This window comes from Streptomyces sp. NPDC002088 (assembly GCF_040296605.1).
Classification (GTDB): domain Bacteria; phylum Actinomycetota; class Actinomycetes; order Streptomycetales; family Streptomycetaceae; genus Streptomyces.
In genome coordinates this window covers 21634-39920 of the sequence record NZ_JBEOXO010000014.1, presented here as the reverse complement: position 1 = coordinate 39920, position 18287 = coordinate 21634, and the positions used below count along the sequence as shown (strand labels likewise).

Annotated in this window: 12 protein-coding genes and 2 pseudogenes; 2 read left to right on the top strand and 12 right to left on the bottom strand. The window is 69.6% G+C overall.

Going from position 1 to position 18287, the window contains the following annotated elements:
- Positions 1-485: 485 nt before the first annotated feature.
- Complete coding sequence (locus ABT114_RS27515; protein WP_351145564.1) at positions 486-1556, top strand: DUF3500 domain-containing protein; 1071 nt, start codon at positions 486-488, stop codon at positions 1554-1556.
- 114 nt (positions 1557-1670) lie between these two features.
- Here the strand turns inward: ABT114_RS27515 and ABT114_RS27510 are convergent.
- A pseudogene (locus ABT114_RS27510) lies at positions 1671-2439 on the bottom strand (IS3 family transposase); the annotation flags it as partial.
- Between the two features lie 27 nt (positions 2440-2466).
- Between ABT114_RS27510 and ABT114_RS50625 the strand changes: the two are divergent.
- Positions 2467-2675, top strand: a pseudogene (locus ABT114_RS50625) (IS630 family transposase); the annotation flags it as partial.
- Here ABT114_RS50625 and ABT114_RS27505 read toward each other — a convergent pair.
- From ABT114_RS27505 to ABT114_RS27455, 11 genes are all read right to left on the bottom strand, one after another.
- Positions 2669-3610, bottom strand: a complete 942-nt coding sequence (locus tag ABT114_RS27505) for an amidohydrolase family protein (RefSeq protein WP_351145563.1) — start codon at positions 3608-3610, stop codon at positions 2669-2671. The pseudogene ABT114_RS50625 and the gene ABT114_RS27505 sit on opposite strands and share 7 nt — an antisense overlap.
- A 167-nt stretch (positions 3611-3777) precedes the next feature.
- On the bottom strand, positions 3778-6027 hold the full coding sequence (locus ABT114_RS27500) for a hydantoinase B/oxoprolinase family protein (protein ID WP_351145562.1): 2250 nt from the start codon (positions 6025-6027) through the stop codon (positions 3778-3780).
- Positions 6024-8171 (bottom strand): hydantoinase/oxoprolinase family protein, encoded by a 2148-nt coding sequence (locus tag ABT114_RS27495; protein WP_351145561.1) that lies wholly within the window; start codon positions 8169-8171, stop codon positions 6024-6026. The genes ABT114_RS27500 and ABT114_RS27495 overlap by 4 nt, the downstream gene beginning before the upstream one ends.
- A gap of 125 nt (positions 8172-8296) precedes the next feature.
- Positions 8297-9217, bottom strand: a complete 921-nt coding sequence (locus tag ABT114_RS27490) for a dihydrodipicolinate synthase family protein (RefSeq protein WP_351145560.1) — start codon at positions 9215-9217, stop codon at positions 8297-8299.
- A gap of 140 nt (positions 9218-9357) precedes the next feature.
- Entirely contained in the window at positions 9358-10053 is a 696-nt protein-coding gene (locus ABT114_RS27485) for a DAK2 domain-containing protein (RefSeq protein WP_351145559.1), read from the bottom strand.
- A complete protein-coding gene (locus tag ABT114_RS27480; RefSeq protein WP_351145558.1) occupies positions 10047-11042 on the bottom strand; it encodes a dihydroxyacetone kinase subunit DhaK in 996 nt (331 codons plus the stop codon). The genes ABT114_RS27485 and ABT114_RS27480 overlap by 7 nt, the downstream gene beginning before the upstream one ends.
- Positions 11043-11132: 90 nt before the next feature.
- Positions 11133-11873, bottom strand: coding sequence for a class II aldolase/adducin family protein (locus ABT114_RS27475; RefSeq protein ID WP_351145557.1), 741 nt, complete (start codon positions 11871-11873; stop codon positions 11133-11135).
- A 55-nt stretch (positions 11874-11928) separates the two neighbouring features.
- On the bottom strand, positions 11929-12750 hold the full coding sequence (locus ABT114_RS27470; protein ID WP_351145556.1) for an alpha/beta hydrolase fold domain-containing protein: 822 nt from the start codon (positions 12748-12750) through the stop codon (positions 11929-11931).
- A 211-nt stretch (positions 12751-12961) separates the two neighbouring features.
- On the bottom strand, positions 12962-13747 hold the full coding sequence (locus tag ABT114_RS27465) for an HpcH/HpaI aldolase family protein (protein WP_351145555.1): 786 nt from the start codon (positions 13745-13747) through the stop codon (positions 12962-12964).
- A 67-nt stretch (positions 13748-13814) separates the two neighbouring features.
- A complete protein-coding gene (locus tag ABT114_RS27460) occupies positions 13815-16082 on the bottom strand; it encodes a hydantoinase B/oxoprolinase family protein (protein ID WP_351145554.1) in 2268 nt (755 codons plus the stop codon).
- 16 nt (positions 16083-16098) lie between these two features.
- Complete coding sequence (locus tag ABT114_RS27455) at positions 16099-18219, bottom strand: hydantoinase/oxoprolinase family protein (RefSeq protein ID WP_351145553.1); 2121 nt, start codon at positions 18217-18219, stop codon at positions 16099-16101.
- Positions 18220-18287 lie beyond the last annotated feature (68 nt).

Sequence of the window (18287 nt, the reverse complement as noted above, 5' to 3'; positions counted from 1 at the left end):
GATCACCAGTCACGACCACCATCACGCAGGACGATCAACAAGCCACGTGACACATCATCAAAAGCAAGGTTCTCTGACACTCAATTCACAGGTCTCGCAAGTACCTTCCCCTGGCGAGAGCACATGGCCGCCTCCTGTCGTGAGGCCGGAGGAGAGCAGCAGAGGAGTATTCCGTGACTGAACCAGGCACCGAGCATGAGGACCTTGAGGCGGGTACGGATGCCCACGGACACCGTCGCCACGAGCCCGGTTCGCCTGCATTCGCGTCGCGTCGTCGGTTCATGACGCAGGCGTTCGCGGCGGCGGGAGTCGCCGCGTTCGGCACGATGCTCGCGGTGTCCCGATCGGATGCGTCGTCGGATGTGTCGTTGGCCGCTTCGACGGCCACCCCGTCGGCCACGGCATCGGGTGTCCCCTCGGGTGCGCCGAGTGGTGGGACCGGAGGCCCGGGTGGCGGCGGCGCCCCGGGGGTCAAGGACGCATTCGTGGGCGTGACCACGGACGGCACCGTGATCGAGGACCTCTACAGCATCCACCGGACTGGCGTGTCCACAAGGGAAAGCGTGGCCGCGGCCAAGGCATGGCTTGCCTCCCTCACGGCCGCGCAGCGCGAGGCCGTGAATTTTCCCGTCCAGACATCTGACTACACGCAGGATCAGTGGCGCCTGTGGACCAACGTGGACGGTGACCGCGACGCAGGCCTGAGCCTGCAGGACATGACGAAGAGGCAGCGCATCAAGGCGCTGAAGATCCTGAAGGCGGGCATGAGTGCCCGCGGGCTTGAGAACGCCGACAAGGTGCGTCATCTCAACCTCTACGGGGGGCAGTTGGTCGACGAGACCGACCAGTTCAACGACGAGCTGTACTGGCTCACCATCATGGGAACCCCGTCGGCCACAGAGCCGTGGGGCTGGCAGTTCGAGGGTCACCACCTGGTGATCAACTACTTTGTCCTCGGCGACCAGGTCGTCATGACCCCGACCTTCATGGGGTCCGAGCCCCGCGTCGCCAACTACGGCATCGACAGCAAGTACGAGGGCACGAAGAGCTTCGAGGACGAGCTCGCCGCCGGCTTCGCTCTCATCCGCTCGCTGAGCGCGGACCAGCAGTCGGTCGCGATCACCAAGAGCACCACCAGCGACCGGGACCTGACGGCCGGCGCGTACTCGGACAACGCGGTCATGGCGTATGAGGGCATCAAGGCCACCGACCTGAACTCCGCACAACTGACGAAGCTGTGGAAGATCGTCGAGCTGTTCGTCGGGAACGTCAACGAGGGCCACGCCAAGGTCAAGATGGCCGAGGTCAAGAAGCACAAGGACGACACCCACTTCTCCTGGCACGGCCCCACCACCGACAACGCACCGATGTACTACCGCATCCACAGCCCCGTTGTTCTCATCGAGCTCGACTCCCAGGATCTCGGGCCCATCGGAAAAGCGGCGGGATGGGAAGCCGGGAGCAATCAGCGGCACATCCACGCCATCACCCGCACCCCCAACGGCAACGACTACGGTAAGGATCTTCTTGCCCTGCACCTGGCCCTCGACCACTGACGAGACGGACCGGGTGGCCCAGCGGCCGCTCCGTCCGGGCTTCACCCCAGCCGGCCTTCTTGAGTCCGCGTTCCGGATCGCTGGATACCGCATCTCAATTTAGATCAACGCACGTGCGCCGTCGTAGCGACGTGCGCCCTGCAGTGTTTCGCGCTTCAACGACGCGTGGAAGCTTTCGCAGGCGGCGTTGTCCTCGCTGGCACCGACGGCCCCCATGGACCGGGTGACACCCAACTCGGCACACAGATCGGCGAATTCCTTCGACCTGTACTGGGTCTCCGTCATCGCTGTGGAAGATTGCTCCGTCGAGGCTGCCGCGGGTTGCTGCGGCAGCCTTGAGGGCGTCGGCGACGAGCTCGGTGCACATGTGGTCGGCGATGGACCAGCCGACCACCCGGCGGCTGAAGCAGTCCAGCACGGTCGCGAGGTAGAGGAACTCGCCGTCCCCGACGGGGAGATAGGTTATGTCGCCCATGTACTTCACGCCCGGCTCGGGCGCGGTGAAGTCCCGCTGGAACAGGTCCGGCACGACCTGGCCGGCCGGCTCGGGCACGGTCGTGCGGACCTTCTTGCGCAGGTGCACTCCGACGATGTTGAACTTCCGCATGACGCGGGCCACCCGCTTCTCGTTGACCAGCACTCCGTCGTCACGCAGCTCGGCGGTGACGCGCGGGGAGCCGTAGGTGCCGTCGGAGTCGTCGTGGACGGCCTTGATCTTCTCGGCCAGGGCCTGGTCGGCCCGCTCCCGCCCGGCGCGGGCCGCACGGCCCTGGCGCCACTTGTAGAAGCTGGAGCGTGCGACGTCGAGCACCTGGCACAGCCGCTTGACCGGGTAAGTCTCGCAGTGATCCTCAATGAACCGGCAGCGGCTTACCAGGTCATCTGGCATCGACCTTGAACTCGGGCGAAGGCCTACGCACCAGACCTCAACTCCGTCGAGGGCATCCGGGCACGGCTCAGACGTAGCAGCCAGGCCAACCCCGTTCACCGACCCTGACCCACCTGATGCGCACCCTCCGGCACGGACTCCGCCGGATCCAATACCGCAGCAACCTCATCGGCGGATGTCTCGCCGGAACGAGACTCACCATGACGACATCACGCCGGCAAGCTCAGTAGATGCCGAGCAGTGCCTCGGCGTTCGTGTGAGCGATCTTGTGAAGATCGACCGGGCTGAGAGGGGCCGTGTACAGGAAGGCAGTGCCTTCGCGGCTGTCGGAGAAGGGGTGGTCGACTGCGAACAGGATCCGGTCGGCACCGAATACCATCAGGGCACACAGCAGCGGCGGGATGGTGACGTAGCCAGTCGTCGTGAGGTGGACGTGTTCGCGGACGGTGTCCGCCACTGACGCGGCGAGATCGACGACGGGATTGAGACGTTGATCGGCTCGGGCCAGGGAGAACGGCAGCATCTCACCCATATGGCCGACGATCAGCTGCAGCCCGGGGAAGCGGTCGAAGACGCCGGTGGCGGCGAGGCGTAGTACGTGCAGCCCGCACTCGGCATGCCAGCCCCATGCCGCCGTGGAGAGCCTGGCGGCCACAGCGGGTGCCAGTCCTGAGAAGTAGGCGTCGTACACGGCCTGTGGCGGCTCGCCGGGGTGCAGATAGATCGGTACGCCGAGTTCCTCGGCGGCTGCGAGGACGGGCGCCATCGACGGGTCGTCGAGGAATACACCGCGGGTCTGGCCGTGGATCATCGCGCCGACGAACCCGAGGTCGCCGATGGCCCGCCGCAGTTCCTCCACCGCGGCAGGCGGGTCGGACATCGGCAGGGTGGCGAAGGCGGCGAAGCGGCCCGGGTGGGCGGCGATGGTGGCGGCCATCCGGTCGTTGGCCAGGCGGGACAGCTCCAGCGCGGGCGCGGGGTCGAGTTCCTGCACTCCGTGCGCGACGAGGGAGAGCACCTGGACGTCGATGCCGGCCGCGTCCATCACCGCGAGCCGGCCCTCACCGAGGTCGTCGAGGGCGTCGGCCCACGGTTCGCCGGGGCCGCCGGCGCGTGCCGCGATGTCGCGGGACAGGAAGTGTTCCTCGAGAGCGATGGTGCGCACGGGCTGGGGCCGCCCGGGCGACGGGACGTCCAGGCGGCTCCCCGGCGCAGGTGCGCCGGTACCTGGTGACGGCACAGCCGATGTCGTCGGTGTCGAAGTGCTCGGCAGCGTCATCAGTCACTCACCTCGGTGCGTGGAGTGTTCCAAGGGTTGGTGTGCACCGCCGGCTACGCCTCCCCATCCGTGTCCGTCGCGAAGAACCGGCTCTCGGCGTGGACGAGTTCGTCGCGGTGCTGAACGTCGGTGACCATGCGTGTCCCGCAGCCCGGGCAGAAGAACTCCCGCACGACGTACTTCTCGCCCCGACAGAGTCGGTTCAGTTGCGTCAGGTCGGTCAGCGGGATTTCTCGGTAGACGAGTTGGTATTTGTAGTCCTCGTGGTAACCGCCGAGGTCCTGATGGCACTGGCTGCAGCGGATGCGGCGGCCGTCGTGTGTCTGTACGGCCTCGACCGCGTCCGCGACCGGGTGGAGGATGTCGCCGGTGTCGACGCGGCCCAGGGTCTGCTGTCCGGGCCGAACCGGTCGGGCGTGGGCGAGCCGGTCCGCCCGCAGAGCGGCCCTGCGGGCGGCGGTGGCGTCGGTGTCCACCTGACCGTCGTCCAGGACGACGCCGTAGATGTCGTGGGCGGCGCCGGGCGAGACATAGCCGAGCCGCACGTCGTCGGCGACGGCCGAGGGCTCACGGCGCAGGGGGTCGCCGTATCCGGATCCGCCGTTGGTGACGCTGTTGACGACGTCGTCGTCGGCGAGCGTGGTCAGTTTCTTGGGGGGAAGTCCCTCGACGGTCTCGCCGTCGACCTCCTCGCCCTCGGTGGGGACATGGCCGGACCGCAGTACGGACCAGATGTCGCTGCCCCGGACGATCGTGGTCGAGACCGCCGCGTTCGGGGCGCCGCCGGCGAGCCCCTGGCCTGCGGGCATGCGGACGCCGGAGGAGACGGTCAGCAGGGTCACCGGACCCTGCGCCTTGTGGGGGACGCTGCCGAAGGCCGCGCACACGCCTCCGCGGTAGCGGCCGGCGCCTGCGGAGTCGCACATCTCCTTGCGGTAGAGCTGCAGGAACGGAGCCCGGTTCTCCACGGTCTCGGCGTTGGCCAGCCGCGAGCCCATCGAATGGTAGATGCCTCCGGTGTCGATGCCGTCCGCGAACGTGCGCGCGCCCCCGCCACCGGTGAAGGTGTCGGTGATGGTGCCGACGGCGAACTCGCCGTGGCGTCCCAGCGCCGCGATCTGGGCGCCAGGGTGACCGGGCGCCCAGGTGGCCTGCGCCTCGGAGGCGAACTCGACGGAGGTCAGCAGCATCTTGGAGACCGCGCTGGCCATCACGTCCTGGGTGTGGAGTGTGGCCTGGAAGGAGGCCATGCTGACCGCTGCCGGGCTGGTCGCGTTGTTGACGGTGCCCTCCTGTGAGCGGATGTCGACGATCCGCCGGATCGCCCCGGTGGCCCATGGGAGATCGAAGCACAGGGCGAGCATGAGCACGCCCACGACGGCGCCCTCCATCGCCGGGCGGGCACAGTTGACGGGACCGGCGACCTGCGGCGACGTTCCCGCGAAGTCGACGGTCAGGCTGTCGCCCCGCTTGCTGACCTCGCAGCATATGAGGGAGTCCGTGCCGGTGGTGCCGTCGTCGTCGAGGTAGCCCTGGGCGTACCAGCTGCCGTCCGGGATCCCGCGCAGCCGCTCTCGGACGATCCGCTCGACGTAGTCGATGAGACCGTCCTGCACCTTGAGGAACGCGTCCAGTCCGTATTGGTCGATGATTTCGGTGATGCGTTGCTGGGTGGTGCGGAGCGCGGCGACGCGGGCGCGCATGTTGAGCGCCACGGTCTCCGGCAGCCGCGTGTTGCGGAGTTTGACGCGCTCCACGTCACGCTTGACTTCCCAGTTCTCGACGATCCGGATCGGTGGGAGCAGCGGCGCCTCCTGGAAGCGGTCGACGGCGCCCATGTGCAGGCTGGAGGGGACGGGGCCGCCGACGTCGTCGTCGTGCATGACGACTCCGGACCAGCCGACCAGCGTTCCGCTGTGGAACAGGGGCATGGCGAGGATGCCGTCGTTGGCGTGCAGTGCTCCCCACCAGGGATCGTTGGTGAAGAACATGTCGCCTTCGTGTATGTCGTCCGCCGGCCAGTCGGCGAGGAGTCGGCGGATGAAATCGTCCATCGCCGACCCGTGGTGCATGATGTACACCCCGGTGTAGAGACCGCGGCCGTCGGCGGTGACCAGGGCGGCGTTGAAGTCGTAGCCTTCATAAACGACCGGTGAGCCGGACAGGCGGGCGGCCATGCGTGCCTGGTCGTCGTTGATCGCCCAGAGGCGGTGTCGGATCACCTCGAAGGTGACCGGATCGAGGTCTGCACCGAGCGTCGAGGGCTCCTGCCCGGTGTCGGAGGCGGGAACGATACTCGTCACGAAAGCTCTCCTTGTGCGCTGGTCAGGGACGGCCCGGCGGTCGTTGCCGGAGCGGTCCGCAGGAGACGAAGACTCAGATAGTGGTCGACGACGGCCACGTACCCGGGTGGTACGACCACGCTGTCACCCATGCGTTCGATGACGGCCGGGCCGTTGATCTCGTTGCCCGGGCGGAGCAGCTCGCCCCGGTAGACGGGTGTGGTGCGGTATCCACCGTGTTCGAAGAAGACCGGCCGTTCCCGCTTGAGGGCGGCTCGGGCGTCCGGGCCCTCCGGCTCCGCCGAGATCACCGGCAGCCGCCCGACACGTCGCGTTCCCACCACGCGGTGGAGATCGATCTCGATGCCGCCGCCGGACAGGAGCGCGCCTCCCCCGTACAGCTTTCCGTAGCGCTCGGAGAAACGCGCGGCGATGACGTCTCCGGCCTCGGCGCCCAGTGGGCCGGAGTCCACGGGGGTCATGAGCGTCTGCACCTGGCGGCGGAACCTGACGCCGACCGAGCGGGCGATGTCGACGTCGTCGTCGGGCGTCCCTTCGGCGCGGAACTGTTCGCGGATCCGGTTCTCGAGCCGGGTGAGCGTCGAGTGCATCGCCTCCAGGTCCCCGGCCGTCAGCGGCGACCTCATCGACTTGCTGGCGTCGACGGTGTGGGCGATGTCGCAGGCGAGCATGCCCTCTGCGGAGAAGGCGGTCGAGCGGGCCGGCACGATGATGGCCTTCGCGCCTATGTCGTGGCCGTAGAACGCCGCGTGGGTGGGGCCCGCTCCGCCGTAGGCGGCCAGGACGCAGTCCCGCGGGTCGTGGCCCTGCTCGATGGTCAGCTTGCGGATCAGGTCAGCCATCTGCGAGTTGATGATCCGGAAGACGCCGATGGCGACTTCCTCGGGCTCCAGGCCGAGGCGTTTCCCTACCCGTGCGAGGGCCTCGAGGGCCAGGTCGCGATCGAGCGCCATACGGCCGCCGAGGAAGGCGTCGGGATCCAGGTAGCCGAGGACGAGGTCCGCGTCGGTCACCGTGGGCTGCTCGCCTCCGAGGCCGTAGCACGCGGGTCCGGGATTCGAGCGGGCGCTTTGCGGCCCGACGCGCAGCAGGCCGCCCTGGTCCACCCACGCGATCGAGCCGCCGCCGGATCCGATGGACTCGACGAGCACCTTCGGCAGGCGCAGGCTGTAGCGTGCGACCACCGGCTCGTTGTCGATGGGCAGTTCGTCGTCGAGGACGAGGCCGACGTCGAACGAGGTGCCGCCCACGTCCGTGCAGATGACGTTGGGCTCGCCATAGAGGCGGCCCAGGGCCTGGCTGCCGAGGATGCCGCCGGTGGGCCCGGAGTCCAGTGTCACCACCGGCCTGCTCGACGCGTCATCGACCGAGGTGAGGCCTCCGCTGGCCTGCATCACGAGCAGCGGTGCCTGAAGGGCGTTCGCGCACAGCTTCTCCTCCAGCGTCCGGAGGTAGACGTTCACGCGGGGGCCGACGTAGGCGTTGACCACGGTCGTGGCGGTCCGCTCGTACTCGCCGAGGACCGGCGCGACGTCACAGCTGATCGCCGCGAAGACATGCGGGGCCCGTTCGGCCAGCAGGCGCTGCACGGTCCGCTCGTGCGCGTCGTTGGCGAACGACCACAGGAACGAGACCGCGATCGCCTCCGCACCGGCCGCGACCAGCGTGTCGATCGCGGCGATGACCTCGTCCGCGGACAGTGGGCAGATCACGTCGCCGTCGCAGTCCACCCGCTCGTTGACGCCGATGACCAGGTCCTGCCGCACCAGCGGTGCCGGCTTGGCCAGGCGCGAGGAGTGCACGATGTCGCGCTCGGTCAGGCCCGCGATCTTCGAGTACACCCGGCCGATCCGCAGGACGTCCTCGTGTCCGTGGGTGGTGATCAGTCCCACGGTCGCCCCGGTGTGCGTGACCAGCGCGTTGGTGGCCTGGGTCGTGCCGTGGATGAACGTCGTGGTCTCGCTCAACAACTCCTGCCGAGAGCAGTTCAGTTGAGACGCGATCACGTCCAGGCTCTCCAGTACGCCCTCCTCCAGGGCGCCGTAACGGGTGAGCGCCTTCGCCACCGTCCGTTGCCCGGCGCCGTCCACCACGACACAGTCCGTGAAGGTGCCGCCGATGTCCACTGCAATGCTGTAGGCCAAGGCCCTACTCCTTGTCTGGTGTTTCCCAGGGGAACTCGCTCGGTCCGGTCAGGGCCGGCCGGCTCGCCCACGCCGTGATGCGGCGAACTCGGCGTCGTTGCGGGTGCCTTCACGCGGTGCCGTGGTCACGATGCGGCCATGAGTTCCGCCAGCCTGCCGCACGTGACCGCCAGGCACTCCTCCAGGCGCTTGAGCTGATCCGCCGGGGGTGCGGTGAAAGGTGAGCGCGCGGGGCCGACATTGCGGCCGAGGAGGTTGAACGTGGCCTTCAGGAGACCGGGCCAGTTCTCGCCGCACATCACCTCGCGCATGACCGGGGCGAGGGCGTAGTGGAAGCCTCGCGCCCTCTCGTAGTCGTTGCGCTGGATGGCGTCGAACAGGGCCAGCGACTCGCGGGGGAACAGCGACGTCGCTCCGGAAATGGTGCCGACGGCCCCCAGGGCGAGCCCCGGATACAGCAGGTCGTCGGTCGCCCATGTCACCGAGATCCGGTCGCTGACGGTGTCCACGAGCTCAGAGAGCCACGCGAGAGTACTCCCCGCGCTCTCCTTCGTCCCGATCACCCCAGGAAGGTCGGCGAGCCGGCGGATCGTCGCCGGGGGCACCTGCATGCCGGTGAGGACGTTGTAGATGATGATCGGCAGCCCGGACGCACGGTGGATGGCACCGTAGTACTCGAGCAGGTTGTCGATACTGGGCCGTTGGTAGATCGGAGGGGTCACCATCACCCCGGATGCCCCGGCCTCGCGCGCTGCCACGGCTCGTGCGGACGCGTCCCGCGTGGTCGTCGTGATGATGCCGGTGACCACGGGAAGCGCGCCGTTCGCCTGCTTGACGGCGGTCTCCGTCAGGTGGGCGAGTTCACCGGGCGTCAGGGCGTAGCCCTCTCCCGTGCTTCCGCCGATGACCAGACCCGTCAAGGGCAGGTCGAGCATCATGGCCAGCTCCACACGGAACTGCTCCATGTTGAGTTCCTCGTCCACCGTCATGGGTGTGATGAGGGGCGGGAAGATTCCCTTGACGTCGTCCGCGGTAATGAGTGACACAGAATCACCTCAGAGGGATGGAGTTGTGGTTGTCTTCCCGGGGACAGCCGGGTGCCGAGGCAGCCCGGACATCACCGGGACGTCGGTACGTGGTCACGCAGCGCGGCTGATCACGCTGGGGCGTGGACAGGCGCTGCCCGTCAGGAGGCGTTCGGCGCTCGCCAGCCGGTGCTGCCAGTCCGGCCGCGCGCCGAAAGCGCGTCGACGGCACCGCTCCAGCCGCAGGCGAAGAGCTGCGCTCCCGCGTCGACGTGGCCGCTGGAGCGGTCGGCCAGCCACGCTGCCCTGCCGGCCCGCGGTACGAGCCGCGCCGTCGCCGCGGCACCCTCACGGGCGGCCTGCGCCGACGCGGCCAGGGCCGCCCGAAGGTCTGCTCCGTCAGCTTCTTCGAGGCTGTTCACGGCCGGCGCAATGGCGTCGAGGATGCTCTTGTCGCCCACCGCCGTCCCACCCCGTTCCGCCATGGCGGCCAGCGCGGTCCGCAGGGCTCCCGCGACACGTGCCTGAGGCGACGCGGCCGAACCGTTCCCGGCCGGGCCGGGTGGGGAGGCAAGATGCTGCGCGGCCCGCAGGAAACCGGAGGCGATCAGGGTGCCGCAGCTCGACGGCGCCGCTGCCGCCACAGCGAGGCCGCACCGGCGCAGCAGCTCGTCGGCCGGCACCTGCGTCCCGCTCTTGACCGTCTCCTCCAGAGCGTCGGCGATCTTCGCCGCGGTGATCCCGAGGTCACCGTCCCCCGCCACGGCATCGAGGGCGGCAAGCTCCGCCGCCGCGCCGCGGATGCCGTCCGCCGCACCGGTCAGCGCGCGCGTCAGGGCCTCCGGTCCGGCTACCACGGCTGGAGCACCGGTGCCGCTGACGGCGCGAGCAGCAGGTCCTTCAGCTCGCCGTCGACCTGCAGGAGACTGACCGAGGCGCCCCCCATGTCCAGCGAGGTGGCGTACTCGCCCACATACGCCCGCCACACGCGGTGACCACGCTCGGCAAGAGTGCGATGGACGCTCGCGTACAGCAGGAACAGCTCTTCCCGCGGCGTCGCCCCCAGGCCGTTGACCAGTACTGCGAACTCCGCCCCCGCAGGTGGGCGAAGGTCGTCGAGGATCTCACGCGCGAGACGGGCTCCCACCTCCTCCGCCCGCTGCAACGGCTCCCGCGCGACGCCCGGCTCACCGTGGATGCCCATGCCGATCTCCATCTGCCCCGCAGGGAGCTGGAACGTCGGCTCCCCCCGCAGGGGCAGGATCGTCGGAGACAGCGCGACCCCCATGCTGGCCAGCCTCGACGATGCCGCCCTGGTCACGGCCACGACCTGATCGAGATCCGCGCCGCCCGCCGCGCACGCCCCCGCGACCTTGAACAGCAGACTGAGTCCGGCTATACCGCGCCGTGCCGACTTCCGCTCGGCCGCCGCGGAGGCGACGTCATCGGTCCCCCGCACGGTCGCCGTCTTGATCCCCTCGGCGGCCAGCAGCTCACCGGCCAGGTCGAAGTTCATCACGTCACCGCCGTAGTTGCCGTACAGGAACAGCACTCCCGCACCGGCGTCCACCTCCCGCGCCACGTCCGCGATCAGGGCTGCCGACGGGGAGGCGAACACGTCGCCGACCGCCACACCGTCCAGCAGGCCTTCCCCGACGTAGCCGAGGAACAGCGGCAGGTGTCCCGATCCCCCGCCGGTCACGATCGCCACCTTGCCCTCCCGCGCTCCGGCGGCCACCAGACCCAGGCCATCAGGCAGGCGGCGCAAACGGTCCGGATAGGCCAACGCCACCGCGTCGACCACCTCCGCGGCAAAGGTGCGCGGATCATTCAGAAGCTTCTGCACGAGACCTCCCTGTCCCGACCAATCGGAAAGTATCGATCGACAAGCTGGAGTGGCCGGCTGCGCCACCCTCACTTCTGACAGCTCGTCAGATCAGCGAACGCGGCGGGGCTCGGCCTGTGCGGCCCACCACGCCCAGTGGACGGACACCGGATCGCCTCGGTCGACCTCGAAGCGGTTGAGGAACACGGGGTCCCCGAGCTTGAGCGCCTCGGCCTCCGCCTGCGCGTTGACGCGGGTGTAGACGGCCCGGAACACGGTGTCGTGGACGGTCGGTCCGACGACGGTCATGCCGTGGCCGCGCATGAGCACCACGGACCGGGCTGACAGCGTGCGTGCCAGCGCCGCACCCGCGGGGGCGTTGTCGACCAGCATGTTGTTGTCCTGGCCCATCGGCTCACGGGTGTCGAACACCGGAGCCGGCTCGCTCCCGAGGAAGTAGGCCGTGTGGAGCACGGCCTTGAGCGGCGCCTTGGTGAGCCCGAACGGCAGCACGGCGTCGGTGTGGCTGTGGACCACCGACATCACATCGGGACGCGCCCGGTAGATCTCACTGTGAATGTACCGCTCGCTCGGGCCCGTTCGGCCATGCGCCTTGTACGGCTCCCCGTCCTCGTCGTACTCGATGACGTCGTCGCTGGTGACGCTGTCGGGAACCAGGCCGCTCCGCTGCATGAAGAAGTGCGCGGGATCGGCAGCCGACCGGACGCTCAGGTGCCCGAAGCCGTCGAAGATGTTGTGGTCGTAGAGGATGTGGTTGGAGACGACGAGCTCGGCGATCCGCTCATCGTCGGTGTCCGGAATCGTCCCGCCCAGAGAATCTCGACGTTCCATCAACTTGCTCCCTTGATTGACACTTTGATCGGCGCAGGAACACTCGGGTGCGGGGTCACATGAGGTGGTCCGCCAGGAAGTCCACCGCCTGCTGGATCAGCGGGCCGTGATCCACCCCCTCGAACATGTGACCCGCCCCGTCGACCAGGTGAAGGGTCACCGGCGCTCCCTGTGCCGCCATGGCCTCGGCGAGTACGACACTCTGCTGGTAGGGCACATACGGGTCCTTTGTGCCGTGCATCAGGAGGAGAGGGGCGGGGTCGGACGACGCCGCGTAACTGAGCGGGCTGGCCGCCCTCGCCGCGTCCGGGTTCTGCTGCAGCGGGCCGCCGATGAGGAGCGACTCGGGCGATCCGGGGGCATCGTGGGGATGCATCGACCTGGCGCCCTCGGCCTGTGCATCCATGTCCAGGAAGTCCGTCGGGCCGTACCAGTCGACGGCCGCGGCGACCTCGGACGACGGGCCGGTCACACCCACCTCGCCGTCCAGCGCCTGCTGGCGCCCGTCGAGCGCGAGGAAGGCCGACAGGTAGCCGCCTGCGGACTCGCCCCACGCACCGATCGCGTGGGGCAGCAGGCCGAGGTCGGCACCGTACCGGCGCAGCCAGCGCACGGCGGCCTTGACGTCGTGCACACACGCCGGGAACCGTTCCTCGAAGGCGAAGCGGTACTCGACGACCGCCACGGCGAACCCCCGAGCCAGCAGCGCGTCCCATGGAGGGCCCGAGAAGGCACTGCGCCGGCGTGAACCCAAGAGGAACCCGCCGCCGTGCATCCACACCACGACCGGGGCCGGCTCGGCCCCGGCCGGCACCATGAGGTCCATCCGCAGCGGCCGGTAGCCGATCTCGTTGGCGTAGACGACATCGCGATACACACGTGTCCCGCCTTCACGGTCGACCGGCGGGGACAACGTCAGGGGCGTGTCCGGCGGCGGTGCGACCAGTTGCGGAACTGGCAGTTCTTCACCCGCGATACGCATGCTCACTCCGATTCTCGGGCGCCAAGTGACGGCGCCTTGGTGCGACTGGCTCCACGGCCTGCGACGACCGCCGCAGACCGGGCGGATGGGGGCGGTTCCTTGCCGGCTACCCGACGAGGACAGCGCTTCGTGCGGTGTCCAGTGCGTGCCGGGCGGCGTTCTGCAGGTGGTCGATGTCGTCGGAGACGGAGGCGAAGGTGAAGCCGTCGGCGAGGGCCCGGGCCGCGGCGGCCCCGGTATTGGTGTGCAGTCCGCATCCTCGTCCGGCGGTTCGGGCGGCGGTTCGGACACGGACCAGGGCGTCGACGAACCGAGGGGTGGACCAGCCGGCGGCGGGCGGGGTGTTGCCCAGTGCCAGGGACAGGTCGGAGGGTCCGACGTAGAGGGCGTCGACGCCGGGGACCTGGGCGATCTTCTCGACATTGTCGAGGCCCTCACGGGTCTCGATCATGACGATGCAGGCGACGGCCCGGTCGGTTTCCCGCGGGTCGGGTCCGATGCGCAGGGCGGAGCGGACGGGTCCGTAGCTGCGGATCCCGGCGGGCGGGTAGCGGCAGGCCCGGACGGCGGCGGCGGCCTCCTCGGGAGTGTTGACCAGGGGGACGATGACGCCGGCGGCTCCCAGGTCCAGGGCGCGGCCGATGTGCTGGGGTGTGTTGGCGGCGACGCGGACGATCCCGACGGTGGTGCCGCTGGTGCCGGCGTCGATCGCGGTCAGGTTGCGCAGGCAGCCGGTGTCGTCCAGGAGTCCGTGCTGGGCGTCCAGGCACAGGTAGTCGTAGCCGAGGCGGGCCAGGCGCTCGGTCATCGGGGGGTTGTCGGTCCCGACCCAGAAGCCGACCAGGCCGGTCTGGGTACGGATCCGTTCGGCGAGGTCGACCGCCGTGGTCATGCTGTCTCCTCCGGCTGTCCGGCCCATGCCGCCGTGCGGGCGGCCCGGGCCGGGGTGTGATGTGTCGTCAGGCGGTGGCGTCCAGCAGGTCGGAGTCCTGCTGGGCCTGGCCGGGAAAGAAGCGGCACTCCTCACGGACGGGCTCGTCGCGGTGGGTGACGTCGGTGACCAGCAGGACGCCGCAGCCGGGGCAGTAGAACTCCCGGGCGACGAACGCGTCGGTGCGGCAGCGCTTGTTCAGCTCGGTCAGGTCGGTCAGCGGCCTCTCCCGGAAGACCAGGCTCTGCTTGTAGTCCTCCTCGTAGCCGCCGAGGTCGCTGTGGCAGGTCGTGCAGCGGATCCGCAGTCCGGTCCCGGCGCGGACGGCCTCGACGGCGTCGGCCACGGGGTGCAGCACCTCGGCGTCCTCCACCACGGCCGGATCAGTGCCGGTCGTGCCGTGGACCGGGCGGGCCTCGGCCAGCCGCTCCTTGCGGATGTCGGCGCGCCGCTGCTCGGTGGCCGCCTCGTCGACGGCTCCGTCGGTCAGGACGACTCCGTAGTTCTCGTGGGCCGACCACGTCGACACGTGGCCCTCGATGACGTCGCGGGCCACCGCTGCGGGGTCGCGGTGCAGCGGGTCGCCGTACCCGGAGCCTGCGTTGGTGACGCTGGCGACGACATCGTCGTGCTTGATCGTGATGAGGTCCTTGGCCGCGAGGGCCTCGACGGTGCCGCCTGCGACCTCCTCCTCGGCGCGGGGCACCTGTCCGTCGCCGAGTCGGGACCAGATGTCGCTGTCGCGGACGACGATGTTCGACACGGCCGCGCCGGGTGCGCCGCCGGCCAGGCCCATCCCGCCGGGCATCTCCACCCCGGAGGACAGGGTCAGGACCGTGACGTCGCTGCGTTCCTTGTGGGGCACGCTGCCGAAGGCGACGCACACTCCACCGCGGTAGCGGCCCGCGCCGCCGGAGTCGCACATCTCGGTGCGGTACAACTGCAGGAACGGACGCCGGTCCTCACATGTCTCGGCGTTGGCCAGCCGGGAGCCCATCGAGTGGTAGATCCCGCCGCTGTCGACACCGTCGGCGAAGGTACGGGCCCCGCCGCCACCGGCGAAGGGGTCGGTGATGGAGCCCACCGCGTACTCCCCGTCGCGGCCGGTCGCGGCCATCGCCGCGCCCGGGTGGCCCGCCGCCCAGGTGGCCTGAGCCTCGGAGCGGAACCGCTCGGAGGACAGCAGCATCTTGGCGATCGCGCTGGCGGTGACGTCCTGGGTGCACAGGGTGCCCTGGATGGAGGCCAGGCTCACCGCGGCCGTGCCCGCGGCGTTGTTGATGCTGCCCTCCTCGGCGCGGATCTCCACGATCCGCCGCAGCGCCCCGACCGACCAGGGCAGGTCGTAGCACAGGGCCAGCAGCAGGCAGCCGACCACCGCGCCCTCCATGGCCGGGCGGGCGCAGTTGACCGGGCCCTGGGCCTCGGGAGAGGTGCCCTCGAAGTCGATGACCAGGTTGTCCTCGCGCTTGGTGACCCGGCAGCAGATCTTGTAGACCTCGTCGTTGGTGCCGTCGTGGTCCACGTAGCCCTGGGCGTACCAGGTGCCGTCCGGGATCTCCCGGAGCCTGCCGCGCACGACCCGCTCGACGTAGTCGATGATGCCGTCCTGGCTGGCCAGGAACGCCGGCAGACCGTAGCGGTCGATGAGCTCCTTCATCCGCTCCTGCGTCGCGCGGAGCGCGGCGATCCGGGCACGCATGTTGAGCGCGTTGACCTCCGGGGTGCGGCTGTTGCGCAGCCGTGCCCGCTCGATGTCCCGCTTGAGCTCCCAGTTCTCCACGATCCGCATCGCCGGGAACAGCGGCGCTTCACCGAACCGGTCGGTCGCGCCCAGCACGAAGCTGGAGGGCACCGGACCGCCGACGTCGTCGTCGTGCATGACGATCCCGGTCCAGGCCACCAGTTGCCCGTCGTAGAACAACGGGGAGGCCATGATCCCGTCGTTGGCGTGCAGCGCGCCCCACCACGGGTCGTTGGTGTAGAACATGTCGCCTTCGTGGAGGTCGTCCGCCGGCCAGTCCGCCAGCAGCTTGCGCACGAAGTCGTCCAGCGCAGCACCGTGATGCATGATGTACACCCCGGTGACCAGGCCACGGCCGTCCGCGGTCACCAGCGCCGCGTTGAAGTCGAACCCGTCGTACACCACCGGCGAGGCCGACAGCCGGGCCGCCATCCGCGCCTGGTCGTCGTTGATGGCCCACAGCCGGTGCCGGATGACCTCGAACGTCACCGGGTCCAGCGCCTCGTCCGCCTCCACCGGCGAACCGGAGGGCACCTGTGTCGTAGTCGTCATCTCTTCTTTCCCACTCTCACTTGTCCGCCGCGGCGCCGGCCAGGGCCTGCGGGGTCAGTCGAAGGCTCAGCTGGTCGTCGACCCGCGCGGTGAACCCGGGCGGCACGACGACGCTGTCGCCCATGCGCTGGATCACCGCGGGTCCCTCCATCACGTTGCCCGGCCGCAGGGCGCCGCCGCGGTACACCGTGGTGTCCACATAGCCGCTGTCCTCGAAGTAGATCTGCCGCACTCCGCCGGCCGCGTCCGCGGCGAGCGACGACTGCTCCGCCTGCGGCGTCGCGGTCGGGCGCGGAACGCGGCGCCGGCCCACGACCCGGTGCAGGTCGATCTCGATCCCGCCGCCGTCGAGCAGCGCCCCGCCGCCGTACAGCCGGCCGTACCGCTCGGAGAACCGGTCGGTCAGCCCCTGGCCGCCGGACGTCTGCAGCATGCCGTCGTCGATCGGGACGACCAGCGTCTGCGGCTGCATCCGGAACCGGACCCCCGCGTACCGGGAGATCTCCACGTCGTCGTCGGTGCCCGACTCCTCCACGAACTGCGCCCGCACCCGCCGCTCCAGCGCCTGGAAGGTGGTCTCCATGGCCTGGATCTCCTTGTCGGCCAACGGAGAACGCAACGTGTGGCTGGCGTCCGCGGTGTGCGTGATGTCGCACGCCAGCATGCCCTCGGCGGAGAAAGCCGTGGAACGCGCCGGGATGATCAGCTCCTTGGAGCCGATGTCGCCGCCGTAGAACGCCGCGTGGGTCGGGCCCGCACCGCCGTATGCGGCCAGGACGCAGTCACGCGGGTCGTTGCCCTGCTCGATCGTCAGCTTCAGGATCAGGTCGGCCATCTGGGAGTTGATGATGCGGAAGATCCCGATCGCCACCTCCTCCGGCTCCATGCCGAGCCGGTCGCCGAGCCGGCTCAGCGCCTTCAGCGCCAGGTCCCGGTCCAGCTTCATCCGGCCGCCGAGGAACGCGTCCGGGTCCAGATAGCCCAGCACCAGGTCGGCGTCGGTCACCGTGGCCTCGGTGCCGCCCAGCCCGTAGCAGGCCGGGCCCGGACGGGAACCGGCGCTCTGCGGGCCGACCCGTAGCAGACCGCCCTCGTCGATCCACGCGATGGACCCGCCGCCGGAGCCGATCGACTCCACCAGCACCTTCGGCAGCCGCAGGCTGTAGCGCGCCACGATCGGGTCCGTCGCCAGCGGCACCTCGCCGCCGAGCACCAGCCCCACGTCGAAGGAGGTGCCTCCGACATCGGTGCAGATGACGTTGGACTCGCCGTACAGCTCGCCCATCGCCTGGCTGCCTATGATGCCGCCGGTCGGGCCCGAATCCAGCGTCACCACCGGGCGCGCCGCCGCGTCCTGCACCGACGTCAGCCCGCCGCTGGCCTGCATGACCAGCAGCGGCGACCGGAACCCGCCCGCCCGCAGCTTGGCGTCCAGCGCCTCCAGATAGACCGTCACCCGCGGCCCGACGTACGCGTTCACCGCCGTCGTCGCCGTCCGCTCGTACTCGCCGAGCACGGGTGCGACCTCGCAGCTGACCGACACGAAGACGTGCGGCGCGCGTTCCGCGACGATCTCGGCCACCCGCCGCTCGTGGGCGTCGTTGGCGAACGACCACAGCAGCGAGATCGCGATGGCCTCCGCACCGCCCTCGACGAGCTTGTCGACCGCCGCCGCGACCTCGTCCTCGTTGAGCGGGACCACCACGTCACCGTCGCAGTCCACCCGCTCGTTCAGCCCGATGACCAGCTCCTGGGGAACCAGCGCCGCCGGCTTCTGAAGCCGTGTCGAGTGCACCAGCTCACGCTCGGCCAGACCCGCGATCTTGGAGTACACCCGCCCGATCCGCAACACGTCCTCATGGCCGCGCGTCGCCAGCAGACCCACCCGCACACCCGAGTGCATCACCAGCGCGTTGGTCGCCTGCGTCGTGCCGTGCACGAACGTCTCGGTCCGGGCCAGCAGGTCCTGCAACGGCATTCCCAGCTCGGAGGCGATGACCTCCACCGCCTCCAGAACGCCGTCCTCCAGAGCGCCGTACCGCGTCAGGGCCTTCGAGACGTACCGGCGGTCCTGGTCGTCGACCACGACACAGTCCGTGAACGTCCCGCCGATATCAACTGCAATCCGATACGACACCTTTGCTCCTCGGTCCAGAAATATCGCCCGTGACCAGACGATCTGTTGCGCGCACGGGTCTGTTCCGG

Coding starts and splice junctions, on each gene's coding strand:
- ABT114_RS27475 (WP_351145557.1), bottom strand. CDS start 11,873: ATGGAACGTCGAGATTCTCTGGGCGGGACGATTCCGGACACCGACGAT.
- ABT114_RS27465 (WP_351145555.1), bottom strand. CDS start 13,747: ATGACCACGGCGGTCGACCTCGCCGAACGGATCCGTACCCAGACCGGC.
- ABT114_RS27460 (WP_351145554.1), bottom strand. CDS start 16,082: ATGACGACTACGACACAGGTGCCCTCCGGTTCGCCGGTGGAGGCGGAC.